The following is a 16,774-nucleotide window of genomic DNA, read 5'->3' on the forward strand; positions in this document are numbered from 1 at the left end:
GCCATTACGTAAAGCTGTGTAGGCGTTTTCTGCGCCGGGAGCACCGGCGCAGGGCTCAGGGTTGCGAGTTCCTGGCCAGGTGCAGCAACACGTAGGGGTTACGGTCGAACTCACCGGCGAGCGTCGGGGTGATGCTGCGAAAGCGCGGGTCCTGCAAGCCTTCGTAATCTGCTTCGCTCATTACCAGCCAGGCCGGCCCTTGGATCGGCTTCAGGTCAGCCGCTTGCTGGGTGAACAACGGCACCTGGTCGCAGTCGAGGTTGACCATGTATTTGATCGCCTTGGCGTCTTTGCCCAGACCGTGCAATACCACCGGCGCCCGTTGTTGCATCACCTGTTCATGCACTTGCAGGGTAAAGGTGCGGGTGTCGTAGACACTGCGTTCCAGCGGCTCGACCACCGAAATATAGGTGGCCCATACCGCCAGTACGGCTGCCAGGGCGGGCCCGACCGGGCGCAGGCGCGCTTTGCACAGCGTCAGCAATGCCAGAACCTGTAGCGCGCCAAGCAGCGCGAAAACTACGCCGAGATGGCTCAATTGCTCCGGGTAGCGCGGACGTGCCAACAGCAACCCGGCTATCAACAACGCCGGCAACACCGTCCAGATCCCCAGCATCAGCCCACGCAGCCAGGCAAAGAACCTTCCGTGTGCAACCTGGAACGGATACGCCGCGATGATCGCCGCCATCGGCAACATCGGCAGCACATACCGGGCCTTTTTCGCCTGGGGAATCGACAGGCCCACCATCACCAGCACGCCGGCGGCCGCGCAATACCACACCAACTGCAACGCCGGCCCCGGTGCACGTCGCCCGCTGATCACCATCGCCAGCAGCACCAGCAGGGCCATCGGATAAGCCATGGCGTAGTTGCCCAGGGAACTGGTGAAGTAATACAGCACGCCGCTGGAACCTTCGCTGCCATCCATGCGGCCAAGGAACTGCATGCGGATCACGTCCTGCATGAAGCTTTCGCCGCCGCTCAGCTTGGCCATCAGCAGCAACAGGCCGACACACGCCACCAGCAACGCCAGCGCCAACAAGCCGAAGCTGAACAGTTGGCGCCATTGCCGGTTGATCAAGTAATAGCTGCACAGCACGCCGGTGGGCACCACTAGGCCGATCGGCCCGCGGACGGCAAACCCTACGATCAACAGCAGGTAAAGCCAGTGCAGGCGTTTGCCCGCCCCGAAGTGGTCATAGGCATAACCCAGGTAGAACACCGCCAGGGCAATGGCAGCCAGCATCTGGTCAAGGGACACCCCACGGGTTTCGCTGATAAAGCAACTGCTCAACAACAGCATCGCAATGCTCAGCAAGCCCCAGCGCGGGGAGTAGGGCGCCGTGAGGCGATACACCAGCATCACGATCGACGCCGAAGCCATTGCCGTGGGCAGCCAGGCGGTGAGACTGGTGACGTGGCCCAGGGGCAATGACAGCAGCCAGGTCAGCACCGTCGACGTCGCCAGGTAATCCGCGTAAGGCTGCCCATAGGTGGTGGGGAAAAACCCCGGCCCATGCCGCAGCATTTCCTGGGCGAACAGCACGAAACGTGAGTCGAAGCCAATGATCGCCTGGTGCCAGCTGCCGGCGATAAACAGCAACAGCGCCAGCAATCCCAAACCGAGGGATTGACGGCGGATCGTTGGCGTTAACAGGGGCGGTTGAGCTTTGTTCACGTATCAGGCTTCCACGACCTTTGCTGCCGGTTGGGCCACCCACTGCTGCTGGGGAATCGGCAACTGGCAGGAGTCGCCACGGCCGATCGGGTAGTACTGGAAGCCTTTGCGCGCCAGGCGCTCGCCGTCGTAGAGGTTGCGGCCGTCGAAGATCACCGGGGTTTTCAGGCGCTGGTGGATCAGGTCGAAGTCCGGCGCCTTGAATTGCTGCCATTCCGTGCAGACGATCAGCGCGTCGGCACCGCCCAGGGTGGATTCCGGCGTGCCCATCAGCATCAGCCGTGGATCATCGCCATAGATACGCTGGGTTTCCTGCATGGCTTCGGGGTCGAACGCGCGCACATTGGCGCCGGCAGCCCACAAGGCTTCCATCAGCACACGGCTGGGCGCATCACGCATGTCGTCGGTGTTGGGCTTGAACGCCAGGCCCCACAGGGCAAAGGTCTTGCCGCGCAGGTTGCCCTGGAAGAACGCATTGATCCGTTCGAACAGCTTGCTCTTCTGGCGCTGGTTGATGGCTTCCACTGCTTCAAGCAGGTCGCTGGAACAGTTGGCCTGCTTGGCGCTGTGGATCAGGGCGCGCATGTCCTTGGGGAAGCACGAACCGCCGTAGCCGCAACCGGGGTAGATAAAGTGGTAACCGATGCGCGAGTCGGCGCCGATGCCCAGGCGCACGGCTTCGATGTCCGCTCCCAGGTGTTCGGCCAGTTCGGCGATCTGGTTGATAAAGCTGATCTTGGTGGCCAGCATGCAGTTGGCGGCGTATTTGGTCAGCTCGGCACTGCGCAGGTCCATGAAGATGATGCGGTCATGGTTGCGGTTGAACGGTGCGTACAGGTCGCGCATCACATCGCGCACTTCTTCGCGCTCACAGCCGATGATGATGCGGTCCGGGCGGCGGCAGTCGGCCACGGCCGAACCTTCCTTGAGGAATTCCGGGTTGGAGACGATATCGAATTCCAAGTGCCGGCCAGCCAGGTGCAGGGCCTTTTCGATATGGGCGCGCAGGGTGTCGCCGGTACCGACGGGCACGGTGGATTTTTCCACCAGGATCACCGGTTCCTTGCGGTGACGGGCCACCGCATCGCCCACCGACAGCACGTACTTGAGGTCAGCCGAACCATCCTCGTCCGAAGGCGTGCCTACGGCGATAAACAGCACTTCACCATGCTCGACGGCCAATTGCTCATCAAAGGTGAAATGCAGGCGCCCACTCTCCAGGTTCTCCTTCACCATGGCCGCCAGCCCCGGCTCGAAGATGCTCACATGGCCTTGCTGCAGCAGCTTGACCTTGTTCTGATCGACGTCCATGCAGATGACATCGTGACCGACCTCGGCTAATACGGTGGCCTGCACCAGACCGACGTAACCACTACCAAATACACTGATTTTCATGGGGCATTCCTGGGACTTGTAGCGCTAGCACGACGAGAGTTGATTACCAGCACACCGAGGATGACAAGCGCCACCCCCAGGGTTTTTGAAACGGAGAAATCTTCGTTGAACACCGGCAGGCTGGCCGCCAGCAGGTACACCAGGGCATAGCTGATGCTCAACAGCGAATAGGCACGGCCCAGCGGCAGGTGCTTGAGCGCGCCGAGCCAGCAGAGCATCGACAGCGCGTAGGCCACGATCGCCAGGCTCACTACGCCGAGGGCGCCCAGGTCGATGCTGTTGTGGGTGAATGCGGCCAGCCATTCGCTGGGCAGCGGCAAGCGCGTCATGCTCCAGCGCATGCCCAATTGGGCAGCACTGACCAGGCCGACGCTGCCCAGGGCCAGGGCAAAGCCTTGGAGCCGGCTCATACGTGGCGCCCCAGCAGCACGACACCGGCGATGACCAGCGCCACGCCCAGCCAATGACGGTGGTCGACGGGCTCATGAAAGACAAACCGTGCCACCAGGGTGACCAGCACAAAATTCAGGCTGAGCATCGGGTAGGCAATGCCCACTTCCAGGCGCTGCAGCACCAGCAACCACACCAGCAGGCCCAGGCCCAGGCACACCAGCGCCGACCACAACCACGGCGAACGCAGCTTCAGCGCCCAGCCATCCGGGCGCTCGCGCCAGCTTTCCACGGCGAATTTCTGCGAGACCTGGCCCATGCAGGTCAACAGGCAGGCGGCCAGCAACAGCAGCAGGGTGATCATGGCGCCACCTGCGGGAAGATCAGGATCACGATATTGCCTTGCTCATAGCGCTGGCCGTCGTTGGGCAGCAACGCGAGCTCGGCGCGTTCATCGTCACCCTTGACCCGCATCACCACCCCGACCGGGCCTTGTTGACGCGCATCGCTCATCCACTGCTGGACCTGAGTGATATCCACCTTGTGATGGCCGGCATCCGGGTAGGCGAGGCCGTATTTGACTTCGCCGATGGTGTTGTAGAGCGTCACGTCCGGGCGCGCCAGGCGCCACGACAGCGCCGACGCCGCGCCCAGGTCATTGCTCAGCAAGGCGGTGGCGGGTTGCAGTTCCGGCAGGTGGTCGATGATGAATGAGTCAGGGGTCTTGTTGTAGACCACCGAGTGCGGCAAGGCCGCCGGCAACAATGCCACCATCAGCCAACTGCCGAGGACCGGCGCCGCCCACAGCCGTAACGGCTGTGCGGCCTGCAGCAGGTTGGCCAGGATCCAGCCGAACAGGAAGGTGAACACCAGCAGCAGGCTGAGGGTTTCCTGACCGTGTGCGTACACCGGTTTTTTCAGTTGGAACCAACTGAGCGCGAGCAGTACCACCACGCCGATGACCAGGTTCAACCAGCCGTTGATGCGCAAGGCCCGGTAACGGCCCTGGACCAGTTTGTCGGCCAGGGTGTTGCCCATCAGCAGGGCCAGCGGCAGCAGGCACGGCATGATGTAGGAAGGCAGCTTGCCCTTGGCCAGGCTGAAAAACGCCAGCGGCATCAGCAGCCACAGCACGACAAAGCCGATTTTTGCGTTGCGTTTGTTGTGCCAGGCCTGTTTCAAGGTGGACGGCAACAGGCCCACCCACGGCAGGCTGAAGGCAACCAGCAGCGGCAGGTAATACCAGAACGGCTCGGCGTGTTGGGCATCGTCGCCGGCAAAGCGCTGGATGTGTTCGTGCCAGAAGAAGAAGTTCCAGTAGTCAGGCTCTTGCAGGTGGACCGCCAGTGCCCATGGCAAGCTCACGGCAATCGCCACGGCCACGGCGAGCAGGCCGTAACCCAGCAGTTCACGAAAGCGCTTCTGCCAGATCGCGTAGGGCAGGGCGATCAGTACCGGCAGCAACCAGGCCAGGAACCCTTTGGTCATGAAGCCCATGCCGCAGGCCAGGCCGAGCAGCGCCCAGGCGCCCAGGCGAGCGCTGCGAGTGGTGCTGTCGAAGCAGAACCACAGAGCCACGCCGGTCAGGTTCACCCAGAACGTGAACTGCGGATCGAGGTTGGCATACCCGCCCAGCGCCGCGACGCTGGCAAAACTCATGTAGAGCACGGTGCTGGCCAGGCTCTTGCGCGGGTCATTCCACAAGCGGCGGCTGATCAGGTACACCAGCAGGATGCTCAAGCCAGTGCTCAAGGCCGACGCAAACCGCACGCCGAACAGGTTTTGCCCGAAGATCGCCTGGCCCAGCGCGATCATCCAGTAGCCCGCCGCCGGCTTTTCGAAGTAGCGAATGCCCATGAAGTGCGGCGCGGCCCACTTGCCGGTCAGCAGCATTTCCTGGCTGATCTGTGCGTAGCGGGTTTCGTCCGGAATCCACAGGCCGTGAGTGGCCAGCGGCAGCAGGTAAAACACGCCAAACGCCAGCAGGAGCAGGGGCAGGGTCCAACGCCGAATCATGCCTGTTGCACTCCAAGCCAGCCTTCGCGGCCGCTCAAGGCGCCGCGCACCAGCTGCTGCCGGGGCAGGGTGGTCAGGTCGGTGGGCAACAGGTCGCCCAGGGGCTGGAAGTCGATGCCGCGCTGCCCTGCCTGGGCGAGCAGTTGGCGAAAGTCATTGGCCATCAGAATCCCTTCTACTTCTGCGTGGATCGTGTAGACGTTGAGCTTCGACGCGGCAAAGCGGTCGAGGATGAACCCATTGAAGTCTTTGGCAGCCACCACCGGCCCGACGACTTCGTCGAAGGTCGGCAGGTCGACCGGAATTTGTGGGGTGCCCGCACTGCCATCGGCCAGGGTAGGACGAAACAGGCTGGTGCCCCGGCAATCGCTGTTGTAGCGAAAGTTGAAACCTTGCTTGGCTTGCACGACACGTTCATCGGCGCGCCAACCGGCGGCGGCGGAACAGTCGACACGTTCGCCGAGGATGTCGCTCAGGGTGTCGACACCACGGCGGATCTGCTCGACCAACTGTGCTTCGCTCCAGCGCCCGGTGTTGGCCTGCCAGCCGTGGTGGTCCCACGCGTGCAGGCCGACCTCATGCCCGGCCGCCTTGGCCTGGCGCATCAGGTGCCCCAGGTCACGGCCAATCGGCTTGCCCGGCCAGGCGGTGCCGGCCAGCAAGATATCCCAGCCGTACAGCCCGGCGGCGTTGGAACGCAGCATCTTCCACAGAAACTGCGGGCGGATCAGGCGCCACAAGTGGCGCCCCATGTTGTCCGGCCCGACACTGAAGAAGAACGTCGCTTTCACCCCGGCTTCGTCCAGGGTGTCAAGCAGCCGCGGCACACCTTCACGGGTGCCACGGTAGGTGTCGACGTCGATGCGCAAGCCTGCCTTCATTATTTGGTTTCTTCGGCAGACTGGGCGATTTCGAGCATGGCTTCACGCAGGAAGAAGTCCAGCGTGTTGCCGATGGTTTCGCTCATCTCCACGGTCGGCTCCCAGTTCAGCAGGCGTTTGGCGTTTTCGATACTTGGCTTGCGGTGCGCCACGTCCTGGTAACCGGTGCCGTAGAACGCCTTGCTCTCCACATCCCGGAAACCGGCGAACGGCGGGAAGTTACCGCGCAGCGGGTGCGCTTCGAACTGGCGCAGCAGCTCTTCGCCCAACTGACGGATGCTGGCTTCGTTTTCCGGGTTGCCGATGTTGATGATCTGGCCGTTGCACGCATCGTTGTCGTTATCGATGATGCGCGCCAGGGCTTCGATACCGTCGGCGATGTCGGTGAAGCAACGTTTCTGCTCACCACCGTCGAACAGACGGATCGGCGTGCCTTCCACCAGGTTCAGGATCAGTTGGGTGATGGCGCGGGAGCTGCCGATACGTGCCGAGTCCAGGCGGTCCAGGCGCGGCCCCATCCAGTTGAAGGGACGGAACAGGGTGAAGTTCAGGCCCTTGGCGCCGTAGGCCCAGATCACGCGGTCCAGCAGTTGCTTGGAGACCGAGTAGATCCAGCGCTGCTTGTTGACCGGGCCGACCACCAGGTTGGAGGTGTCTTCGTCGAAGTACTGGTCCTGGCACATGCCATAGACTTCGGAGGTCGACGGGAAGATCACGCGCTTGTTGTACTTGACGCAGTAGCGCACCAGCTTGAGGTTTTCTTCGAAGTCCAGCTCGAACACGCGCAGCGGGTTGCGGGTGTATTCGATCGGCGTGGCGATGGCCACCAGCGGCAGGACCACGTCGCACTTCTTGATGTGGTACTCGATCCACTCGGTGTGGATGCTGATGTCGCCTTCCACGTAATGGAAGTTCGGGTGGCTGCGCAGGCGCTCGATGGCGTCGGAGCCGATGTCCAGGCCGTAGACTTCATAGCGGTCGTCACGCAGCAGACGCTCGGACAGGTGGTTACCGATAAAGCCGTTCACGCCCAGGATCAGCACACGGGTACGCCGCGGCTTGCGACCGGACTCGGAGCCGCGCAACACGGAACCGTCGACCAGGCCCAGTTCGTTGGCCAGCGACGGACCGGCCAGGTACAGGCCATTGTCGTTGCGCTGGCCGAACGTGATCACCAGGGAGTCTTCGCCACAGGCTATGCGCAGCGGGTTGGCACTGATCACGCGGCCCGGTGCCAGGCCTTCGTTACCCTTGACCACCTCGGCCTGCCACACGATCAGCTTGTGCTCGCCCACGGCGCAGAAGGCACCCGGGTAAGGCTGGGTCACGGCGCGGACCAGGTTGAACAGTTCTTCAGCGGGTTTCTTCCACTCCAGCTTGCCGTCGGCGGCGGTGCGGCGGCCAAAGTAAGTGGCCTGGCTTTCGTCCTGGGCGGTTTCAGCCAGTTTGCCCTGGGCCAATTGCGGCAGGGCATCGCGCAACAGGTTGCTGGCGGCGTCGCGCAGTTTGGCGTGCAGGGTCAGGCCGGTGTCGCTGCGCTCGATGATGACTTTCTGTTGGGCCAGGATCGCGCCGGCATCCGCACGCTTGACCATGCGGTGCAGGGTCACGCCGGTTTCGGTTTCGCCATTGACCAGCACCCAGTTGGCCGGTGCGCGGCCACGGTATTTAGGCAGCAACGAGCCGTGCAGGTTGAACGCACCTTTGCGCGCGGTGGCCAGCAGTGGCTCGCTCAGCAGGTTGCGGTAGTAGAACGAGAAGAGGTAGTCCGGGTTCAGCTTGGCGATGCGCTCGATCCACAGCGGGTGGTTGGCGTCTTCCGGGGCGTGCACCGGGATACCGTTGCGCGCGCACAATTGGGCAACGGAGCCGTAGAAGTTGTTTTCCTTCGGGTCGTCGGCATGGGTGAACACGGCGGCAATTTCGTAACCCGTACTGAGCAGCGCTTCGATGCCTGCACAACCAATATCGTGGTACGCGAATACAACAGCTTTTGAACTCATGATTGGACCTGATCAGCAGAAGTAGAGGTATGGGAGGACACCAGGCCGTCAACGACGACCACGGGAGCCGGTGCTGCCGGTTGGTTGCGCAGCACTTTTTCGATAAAGAAGCGCGGGCGGGCGCGCACGTCGCTGTACATGCGACCCAGGTATTCGCCCAGAAGGCCCATGCCGATGAACTGGCCACCGGTGAACACGAACAGCACCGCGAACAGCACGAACAGCCCATCGCCGGCCCAGTCGGCACCGAAGGCCAGGCGCATGACGATCAACGCGAAGGCAAACAGCATGCCCAGCGCTGCCAGGCTGAAGCCGACGATGGACAGCAGGCGCAGTGGGGTGGTGGTCATGCACGTCAGCAGGTCGAACATCAGGCTGATCAGGCGCATGGCGCTGTATTTGGATTCGCCGTGCTCACGCTCGGCGTGGTGCACCAGTATCTCGGTGGTGTGACGGGCAAAGCCGTTGGCCAGGATCGGGATGAAGGTGCTGCGTTCGCGGCAGGCGAGCATTGCATCGACGATGGTGCGGCGGTAGGCGCGCAGCATGCAGCCGTAGTCGCTCATGGCCACGCCGGTCGAGCGCTGCACGGCCAGATTGATCAGGCGCGAAGGCCAGCGGCGAAAGGCCGAGTCCTGGCGATTGTTGCGCACCGTGGCAACCACGTCGTAGCCCAGGGCGGCCTGTTCCACCAGGCGCGGGATTTCTTCGGGCGGGTTTTGCAGGTCGGCGTCGAGGGTGATCACCACTTCGCCCCGGCACTGCTCGAAACCGGCCATGATCGCCGCATGCTGGCCGTAGTTGCGGTTGAGGATCACCCCCACTACGTTGCTGCCGTCCTCGGAGGCGGCGTCTTCCAGCAATTGGGCCGAATTGTCGCGGCTACCGTCATCCACCAGGATGATTTCGTATTCGTAGGCCAGTTGCTTGCAGGCTGCCGTCGTACGACGCAGCAATTCAGGCAGGCTCTCTTGTTCGTTGTAGACCGGGATAACGATCGACACACAATGAATAGGGTAGGGTTTCAAAGATTCATGACCTCGGGGTTAGAACAACTTGGAGCGTGGCAACAGCAGCAATCATTGGGCAAAAGTCCAGGCCGCAGGTTAAATAACGGCGCCAAAGGTGAAGCATAATCAAGAGGTTAGACGATATAGCGCGGTTTGCTATGAAGTGCTGCATTAAAGATTAAGCGCAAAAATGTGGAACCGATATGAAAGCCGGATGAAAAACTCGTTTATTTGACAGGTAGACAGCTAGGGTTCAGCTAAGCAACTAAGGGGCTACAGGCTTTAGTTGCCTGGCGAAATAGGAACGGTCTGTAAGGCATTTGGTTCAACTTGGCTGCCTGCGCGCAGTGACGGAATTTAAGTGAAGAATCTTCTCTGCAATGCCCCCCAAGTGCCGGTAAAGTAAGGCGTCTCTTGCCAGGGTGATCGGATGAATAGCGTGCAGCTTTTACGCGGCCAGTTGCGGCCTGCTTTGATGGGATCGTTGATGGGGTTGTTGATGAGCGTGACGTGGGTCACGACCGTACAGGCCGATGACGGGGTGGCGCTCACCAGCATCGACCAGGTGCCGGAGGGTGTGGAAGTGCGCGGCAAGCAGATCGCCGCCTATACCTGGGACGATCGCCAAGGCAAAAACCTGCTGGTGCTCGCCGAACAAGTCAGCGAGCGTGACGACGACGGCACCCAGTCGGCGTTCGTGTACGCCGCCCAGTACCTGACCGACGGCAACCGCCCCAAGCGCGTGTGGATGCTCTACGACGATGTGCAGCATTGCGAATTCGACGCCGCCCTGCGCTTCGACAGGGCGGCCACCAAGGTCACCGACCTCACCGGCGATGGCATCACCCAGGCCACCGTGGGTTATTCGCGCACCTGCACCAGTGATGTCAGCCCCAACGAATTCAAGCTGATCATGCATGTCGGCAAGTCGCAGAAGTACCGTCTGCGCGGGGTCGATCGCGTCGGCGCAGCGTGGTGGGACGAAGAGGCCGGCGCCTTGCGCGGCATGCCGTTGCCCAAGGACTGCAGCGTGGCCGGGCAGCAGGCGCTGGTCAGCCAGTACAAGGAGCAGGGCACCGAGTTGCCATTGCCGGGGTGTTATGGCGACGAGAAGGACTTCGCCAAGGCGCCGGACGCGTACCTGACGTTCATGCGCCAGCACTGGTTCGCGCTGATGCAGAAGCAGGACAGCGAATGGAGCCAGACCCAGGTGCAGCCGCAGGAGCCCACCGAGGAAGACGATACGGCCCCGTGACTTTGTGCGAGGGCCGGTGCTGGGTTAGACTCGGCCTTCGCCAATTCACTAAATAGCTCGATTAAACAAAGGCTTGTTCGAGTTATTTAATCCAAAGGCTGATCTACCTTGACTGAGTCTATTCGCAACCCGCTGACCCTTTACCTCACCCGCCTGGCCCCCTCCAGCCAACTGACCATGCGCTACGTGCTGCAAGACGCGGCCGACCGCCTGGGCTTCGAGGATATCAACCTCGAAGACATCGACTGGCACCTGCTGCAACCCGAACACGTCATCGCTCTGGTCGCGGCCTTGCGCGAAGACGGCTACGCGCCGAACACCTCTTCGCTGTACGTGAATGCCGTGCGTGGGGTGATGAATGAAGCCTGGCGCCTGAACCTGATCAGCCAGGAGCACCTGTTGCGCATGCGCACCGTCAAGGCTGCGCCGGGTACGCGCCTGGGCCAGGGCCGCAACCTGCGACGCAGCCTGATTCGCGAAATGATGGAAGTCTGCGCCGCCGACCCGCGCCCCCAGGGCCTGCGGGACGCCGCAGTGATCGGCATTTTGTATGGCTCCGGCATGCGCAAGTCGGAATCGGTCAACCTCGACCTGGCGCAGATCAACTTCGAAGAGCGCAGCCTGCGGGTCATCGGCAAGGGCAACAAAGAACTGATCAAATATGCTCCGGACTGGGCGTTCGCCAAGCTGCAGGCGTGGCTGGCGTTTCGGCGCGAGCAACTCAAGGAAGGCGAGGAGGATGACAGCTTCCTGTTCAACCGCATTCGCCGCGGCAGCCACATCACCCGCGAGCGCATCACCAAGCATGCGATTTACTACATTGCTCGTCAGCGCGGTGAGCAGGTGGGCGTGAAGATCATGCCCCATGACTTCCGCCGCTCGTTCATCACGCGGGTGATCGAGGAACATGACCTGTCGATTGCGCAGAAGCTGGCACACCACACCAATATCCAGACCACCGCCAGCTATGACGTGCGTGACGACAACGAACGGCGGCGGGCGGTGGATCGGTTTGACCTGTAGGGGCAGGTTCAGAGGATCGGTTTGCCGCCGGTTACTGCATAGCGCGAACCGGAGATGTAGCTGGCTTCATCCGAGGCCAGCAGCACATAGATCGGCGCCACTTCCACCGGTTGGCCCGGGCGGCCCAGCGGGGTTTCGCTGCCGAAGCTCTTGACATCATCATCCGGCATGGTCGCCACAATCAGCGGCGTCCAGATCGGCCCCGGTGCCACGCTGTTGACCCGGATCCCTTTGCTGCCGAGCAACTGCGCCAGACCACCGGTGAAGTTGGCAATTGCGCCTTTGGTAGCGGCATAGGCCAGCAGGGTCGGCTTGGGCATGTCGGAGTTGACCGAACTGGTGTTGATGATCGAACTGCCCGCTTTCATATGGGGCAAGGCTGCCTTGCAGATACGAAACATCGCCGTGATGTTGATATCGAACGTCTTCACCCATTCCTCATCCTCGATTGCTTCGAGGGTTTCGTGGGTCATCTGGAACGCCGCGTTGTTCACCAACACATCGATGCGGCCGAACTGCTCGACGGTTTTGTCCACCAGCGCCTGGCACACGCTTTTCTGCGCAATATCACCCGGCAGCAACAGGCATTGGCGACCGGCTTCCTCCACCCAGCGCGCGGTTTCCTGGGCGTCCTCGTGCTCGTCCAGATACGCAATGGCGACATCCGCGCCTTCACGGGCAAACGCAATGGCGACCGCGCGACCGATGCCGCTGTCGGCGCCGGTGATCAGCGCGATCTTGTTGGCGAGCCGGCCGGAGCCCTTGTAGCTTTTCTCGCCGCAATCGGGATACGGGTCCATTTTCTTCTGCGCACCAGGTACGGCCTGGGCTTGAGGGGCAAAGGGTGGGCGTGGGTAGTCAGTCATGTCAGTCTCCATAGCGCTTCAAGGGTGCTAGGACGTTAGGTGTTTACGCGGTCACGATAGTTGTAATGGATGTCCGCGAGGCCCGACGAGTGGTGTCAGCCGCCCAAGTCGAGGGTGTCGAATACTTGCCGCGCTCTATATATGGGCTGGTTTCAGGCTGCATGGCCGCCAGCCAGCGGCGCAAGTCGCGACGGTCGGGGGAGGGGTGAATCAGTTCGGCATGGGACAGGTCCGCGCCGACGTGGCCCGGTGCACAGATGGGGATCAGCCATTCATCAAGCAGCTTGTGTGCCTGCAACGCGCACTGCACACGGCCATCTGCATCGAATGAGGTCGGGCACTCGGTTTTCGCGGTTGTCCGCTGAGCCTAAGTGCCGGCAATGCACTGGTCGCGGCGCTGGCGGACGAGCATGCAATCCTGGCGCAAATGAGCAGCGATCAGGAGGCGGGCGGGGCGCTCGCCAAGTGAGCCGGCAGGCGGCGCAGCGTCCACAGCGTGGTGAGCATCGCCGCGACGGCGCACAGCGCGATCCCCACCAGCATCGGCGCGGGTGTGTGATCGGCGAACACGCCGACCAGGGTCATCGACACCGCAGCGGTGATCATCTGGATCGCCCCGAGCAAGGCCGAAGCAGAACCGGCCACCGCACCGTGATCCTCCAACGACAGGACGCCGGCCGCCGGCAGCAGCAAGCCGAGAAAACCGAAGCCGATGAACAGCAGCGTCATCATCAAGGCCAGGCTATCGACCCATAGCGTGGTGGCCGCGAGCACAACCATGACCGTTGCCACGGCGACCACCGACCAGCGAATCAACGGTGCCAGACCAAAGCGCGCAGTGAGGCGTGCGGTCAGTTGGCTCATGGCGAAAAACGACGCGGCATTCAGGGCAAAACCCAGGCTGAACTGGGTAGGCGTCAGGCCGTAATACTCGATGTACACGAACGGCGCGCTGCCGATAAACACGAAGAACGTCGCCAGGCCAAAACCGCATACCACCGACAAACCGATGAATACCGGGTCACGCATCAACGCGCCATAGCTGCTGAACGCGTTGCCCAGGGTCTTGCCCAACCGACGTTCGGCCGGGTGGGTTTCAGGCAGTTGCACGATGGTCATCACCAGGCACGCCACCGCAACCACCGCCAACACGGCGAATACTTCACGCCAGCTCCACAGCGAGATCACCAGGCTGCCGGCGAGCGGTGCCAGGATCGGCGACACGCTCATCACCAGCATCAGCAACGCCATGAGTTTCGCGGCTTCATGCCCGGTGTACAGGTCACGCACGATGGCCCGCGGAATCACCATGCCCGCACACGCGCCGAACGCCTGCAGGGCCCGAAAGGCGATCAGTATTTCGATGGTCGGCGCCAGGGCACAGCCGACACTGGCCACGGCAAAAATCACCAGGCCGGCATAGATCGGTGGCTTGCGTCCGAACACATCACTGATCGGTCCGTAGAACAACTGGCACACGCCCACGATCACGAAGAACACTGTGAGGCTCATCTGCACCAGCGCCGGCGAGGCATGCAGGCTCGCGCCCAGGGTCGGCAAGGCTGGCAGGTAGATATCGATGGCAAAGGGGCCGACGGCAGTGATCAACCCCAGGAGAAGGGCGAGGTGGGCGATGCTTCGAGACATGAGCGGTTCCGGGTGGAGCAAGGGGCGGTCAGCTTAAGGGATCCACACAGATCCGCAAAGACGCACGGGTGTCCACGCCGGGCAGGCAAGCGGGCGAACGACTTCGACGTTAACTGATTGATTTGACTCAACCAGACAGTGATCTGGTTGAGTGGGCCATCAGGGCAGGGGGTCAGGCGCGGGAGAGGGCAGACGCACGTCGTTCGGCGATGCGCTCGACCGTCTGCATATGTTCCGTACCCCACTGGCACAGCGCGCCCATCGCGGTGGCCAGGGACTGACCGAAGGGGGTCAGCGAGTACTCGACCTTGGGCGGTATTTCCTGGAAGTCCACCCGCGCAATGATTTCGTCGCGTTCCAACTCCTTGAGTTGCTGGATCAGCACCTTGTCGGTCACGCCGCCAATTGCGCGCTTTAATTCGCCATATCGATGGACATTGCGTGCCAGATTGAACAGAACCAGGGGCTTCCATTTGCCGCCAATCACCGACAAGGCAGCTTCCAGACCACAGTTGAACGAGTTATTGGCCATGAAAATGCGGGCTCCAATGGGGTACTTACTAAAAGGTGCATACTATTCAAAATAATAGCGTAGTTCTACAGTTGGGCCTCAACCTTCTTCGGAGTTCATCATGAGCAGGCTCAACGGAAAAATTGCAGTGGTTACCGGCGGCAACAGCGGCATCGGCCTGGCAACCGCCATTCGCTTCGCGGCTGAAGGCGCACAGGTGGTGATCGTAGGGCGTCGGCAGGAAGAACTGGACAACGCGCTTCAACTGATCGGCCATGACGCCATCGCCATCCAGGGCGACATCTCAAACCTGGACGACCTGGCGCGCATTTTCACTCAAGTCAAAGCCGATAAAGGCCGAGTGGACGTGTTGTTCGCCAACGCGGGCCTGGGGGAGTTCCAGCCAATCGGATCGATCACCGAGGAATCGTTCGACCGTACATTCGGCATCAACGTCAAAGGCACGCTGTTCACCGTGCAAAACGCGTTGCCGCTGATGCACGCCGGCAGCTCGGTGATCCTGACCGGTTCAACCACCGGCACCATGGGCACGCCGGCATTCAGCGTCTACAGTGCCACCAAGGCCGCACTGCGTAATTTCGCCAGGAGCTGGGCACTGGACCTGAAAGGCAGCGGCATTCGCGTCAACGTACTTTCACCCGGCCCGATCTCGACACCAGGCCTGGACCTGGCGCTTTCAAGCACAGGGCAAAGGGATGCAATCATCGACGACATGACCGCGCAGGTTCCATTAGGGCGCATCGGCAAGCCTGAAGAAGTCGCCGCCGCAGCATTGTTCCTGGCATCGGATGAAAGCAGCTTCATGACCGGCAGTGAAATGTTTGTCGACGGGGGCTTTGCGCAGGTTTGAGCCCGACAGGGGTTTTGCCTGTTGAAATCTGACGGGCCACCAGGATTACCCGGTTGTTGGTTACAACCGGGTTTATGCAAAAACGACTCGCCCTAAATATAACTCAACTAAATAGTCATTTAGTTCAGTTATATTTAATGGTTATTAAAGAAGGAGAGCAGTTCATCCTTCCCACCTTTCTTTCCTGTCAACCCAGCGGGCTGAAAGTTGTGTATTCAAGTCACTGACCACACCATGGCGCACCGACTTTCCGGGGCGAATCCGTGCGCGTATTCCTCGCTCAATATCGCTGCCAGCCGCTGATCCAGCGCTGTGGCGACTTTAGTCTCAAAGCCTAAGCGGGCGTAAAACGGTGCATTCCATGGCACGGTTTTGAATGTCGTAAGCGTTACGAAACCAAGCCTGCTTGAGCGGGCATAATCCTTTGCAGCCTCAACCAGACGCCGCCCGATACCTTGACCTTGCATCGATTGCATCACTGATAGCTCATGGATGTGAAGATCATTGCCATGGCGCTCAGCGCAGAGAAATCCCTGCGGCCGATTTCCGGCATCAAGTGCAACCCAGCATGTCGATAGTGCGATGAGTTGGCTATGACGTTCGATGGACATCGGAGGCGATTCAGCGAGCCAACTCAACTCATCAATCAGGCGAAATTCTTGAGCAGCGGAAATTTCAATGGCGGGCAAGAGTTGTGCATCTTCCGGTACCGCAAGGCGGATAATCGCAGGCATGTGTTGTATTTTGGTGAATGGATTTGGAAAAGGCTAACAGATGACAGAGCCAATTTACGATGATGACCCGGCAGACACGCTGGTGGATTCAGAGACCGCAGCTGTCTTTCTGGCCGACGCTCACGACACGGGTGATGCGGCGTTCATTGCAAAAGCGATGGCGGTTGTCGCACGTGCCAACATTCCCATCGAGGCAGATGCGGATGGCCAAGCCCATAAGTCGTCCTGAGCGGGTGTTGCTAGTAGCAACACCTGAGCGCTGATTACCTCGTGAAAAGCAGCCTGGCAGAACCTCCAGTCCTGCATATGGCGTTACGCATAATGTATATTATGTTAAATCGTATGTTATATCAGATATGTTCACGTAGTGTCAGTGGTACCTAAAAACTGGAGATTCAGACCTAAAAAACGTTGTGTAATAAATCATTGGCTTGCAACCCTATCCTCAGATGATCTCTCACAGGTAGCTCTCCATTTCTCAGACTTAAAAATTG

17 protein-coding genes are annotated in these 16,774 nt (G+C 60.9%); 4 read left to right on the plus strand and 13 right to left on the minus strand.

The genetic code is table 11. From position 1 onward, the window contains the following. Positions 1 to 55 precede the first annotated feature (55 nt). From BM70_RS0115060 to arnC, 8 genes are read right to left on the minus strand one after another with little or no spacing between them, the layout of a single operon-like run. On the minus strand, positions 56 to 1,678 hold the full coding sequence (locus tag BM70_RS0115060) for a glycosyltransferase family 39 protein (RefSeq protein ID WP_025856780.1): 1,623 nt from the start codon (positions 1,676 to 1,678) through the stop codon (positions 56 to 58). Positions 1,679 to 1,681: 3 nt separating this feature from the next. Continuing rightward, complete coding sequence (locus BM70_RS0115065; protein WP_025856781.1) at positions 1,682 to 3,073, minus strand: UDP-glucose/GDP-mannose dehydrogenase family protein; 1,392 nt, start codon at positions 3,071 to 3,073, stop codon at positions 1,682 to 1,684. After that, positions 3,070 to 3,483, minus strand: a complete 414-nt coding sequence (gene arnF / locus BM70_RS0115070) for a 4-amino-4-deoxy-L-arabinose-phosphoundecaprenol flippase subunit ArnF (RefSeq protein ID WP_025856782.1) — start codon at positions 3,481 to 3,483, stop codon at positions 3,070 to 3,072. The genes BM70_RS0115065 and arnF overlap by 4 nt, the downstream gene beginning before the upstream one ends. Beyond that, complete coding sequence (arnE, locus tag BM70_RS0115075; RefSeq protein WP_025856783.1) at positions 3,480 to 3,827, minus strand: 4-amino-4-deoxy-L-arabinose-phosphoundecaprenol flippase subunit ArnE; 348 nt, start codon at positions 3,825 to 3,827, stop codon at positions 3,480 to 3,482. Before arnE ends, arnF begins: the two co-directional genes overlap by 4 nt. Beyond that, positions 3,824 to 5,479, minus strand: coding sequence for a lipid IV(A) 4-amino-4-deoxy-L-arabinosyltransferase (gene arnT, locus BM70_RS0115080; RefSeq protein ID WP_025856784.1), 1,656 nt, complete (start codon positions 5,477 to 5,479; stop codon positions 3,824 to 3,826). Before arnT ends, arnE begins: the two co-directional genes overlap by 4 nt. After that, positions 5,476 to 6,360 (minus strand): 4-deoxy-4-formamido-L-arabinose-phosphoundecaprenol deformylase, encoded by an 885-nt coding sequence (gene arnD, locus BM70_RS0115085; RefSeq protein WP_025856785.1) that lies wholly within the window; start codon positions 6,358 to 6,360, stop codon positions 5,476 to 5,478. Before arnD ends, arnT begins: the two co-directional genes overlap by 4 nt. After that, on the minus strand, positions 6,360 to 8,363 hold the full coding sequence (arnA, locus tag BM70_RS0115090) for a bifunctional UDP-4-amino-4-deoxy-L-arabinose formyltransferase/UDP-glucuronic acid oxidase ArnA (protein ID WP_025856786.1): 2,004 nt from the start codon (positions 8,361 to 8,363) through the stop codon (positions 6,360 to 6,362). The genes arnD and arnA overlap by 1 nt, the downstream gene beginning before the upstream one ends. After that, positions 8,360 to 9,391, minus strand: a complete 1,032-nt coding sequence (gene arnC, locus BM70_RS0115095; RefSeq protein WP_025856787.1) for an undecaprenyl-phosphate 4-deoxy-4-formamido-L-arabinose transferase — start codon at positions 9,389 to 9,391, stop codon at positions 8,360 to 8,362. Before arnC ends, arnA begins: the two co-directional genes overlap by 4 nt. 412 nt (positions 9,392 to 9,803) lie before the next feature. Between arnC and BM70_RS0115100 the strand changes: the two genes are divergently transcribed. Next, positions 9,804 to 10,628 carry a M949_RS01915 family surface polysaccharide biosynthesis protein gene (locus BM70_RS0115100; RefSeq protein ID WP_025856788.1) on the plus strand — a complete coding sequence of 275 codons (825 nt, stop codon included), beginning with the start codon at positions 9,804 to 9,806 and terminating at the stop codon, positions 10,626 to 10,628. A gap of 108 nt (positions 10,629 to 10,736) precedes the next feature. Then, entirely contained in the window at positions 10,737 to 11,651 is a 915-nt protein-coding gene (gene xerC, locus BM70_RS0115105) for a tyrosine recombinase XerC (protein ID WP_025856789.1), read from the plus strand. Positions 11,652 to 11,659: 8 nt separating this feature from the next. Here xerC and BM70_RS0115110 read toward each other — a convergent pair whose 3' ends face one another. From BM70_RS0115110 to BM70_RS0115120, 4 genes are all read right to left on the minus strand, one after another. Then, positions 11,660 to 12,517, minus strand: coding sequence for an SDR family oxidoreductase (locus BM70_RS0115110; protein ID WP_025856790.1), 858 nt, complete (start codon positions 12,515 to 12,517; stop codon positions 11,660 to 11,662). A gap of 43 nt (positions 12,518 to 12,560) precedes the next feature. Beyond that, on the minus strand, positions 12,561 to 12,827 hold the full coding sequence (locus BM70_RS33100) for a hypothetical protein (protein WP_155952163.1): 267 nt from the start codon (positions 12,825 to 12,827) through the stop codon (positions 12,561 to 12,563). A gap of 128 nt (positions 12,828 to 12,955) precedes the next feature. Beyond that, the gene (locus BM70_RS0115115) at positions 12,956 to 14,164 is read right to left on the minus strand and encodes a multidrug effflux MFS transporter (protein ID WP_025856792.1); all 1,209 of its coding nucleotides are present in this window, start codon (positions 14,162 to 14,164) and stop codon (positions 12,956 to 12,958) included. Between the two features lie 172 nt (positions 14,165 to 14,336). Continuing rightward, positions 14,337 to 14,696, minus strand: coding sequence for a helix-turn-helix domain-containing protein (locus BM70_RS0115120; RefSeq protein WP_025856793.1), 360 nt, complete (start codon positions 14,694 to 14,696; stop codon positions 14,337 to 14,339). 100 nt (positions 14,697 to 14,796) lie between these two features. On the opposite strand from BM70_RS0115120, the gene BM70_RS0115125 reads away from it, so the two are divergent. Then, positions 14,797 to 15,546: a glucose 1-dehydrogenase gene (locus BM70_RS0115125; RefSeq protein ID WP_025856794.1), complete on the plus strand. Its 750-nt coding sequence runs from the start codon at positions 14,797 to 14,799 to the stop codon at positions 15,544 to 15,546. 215 nt (positions 15,547 to 15,761) lie between these two features. Here the strand turns inward: BM70_RS0115125 and BM70_RS0115130 are convergent, their stop codons facing one another. Beyond that, the gene (locus BM70_RS0115130; protein ID WP_025856795.1) at positions 15,762 to 16,280 is read right to left on the minus strand and encodes a GNAT family N-acetyltransferase; all 519 of its coding nucleotides are present in this window, start codon (positions 16,278 to 16,280) and stop codon (positions 15,762 to 15,764) included. 40 nt (positions 16,281 to 16,320) lie between these two features. Here BM70_RS0115130 and BM70_RS0115135 point away from each other — a divergent pair, with 40 nt between their 5' ends. Then, complete coding sequence (locus BM70_RS0115135; protein ID WP_025856796.1) at positions 16,321 to 16,509, plus strand: hypothetical protein; 189 nt, start codon at positions 16,321 to 16,323, stop codon at positions 16,507 to 16,509. The last annotated feature ends 265 nt before the right edge of the window (positions 16,510 to 16,774 follow it).

Origin of the sequence: Pseudomonas sp. CHM02 (genome assembly GCF_000612585.1) — a bacterium.
Classification (GTDB): Bacteria; Pseudomonadota; Gammaproteobacteria; order Pseudomonadales; family Pseudomonadaceae; genus Aquipseudomonas.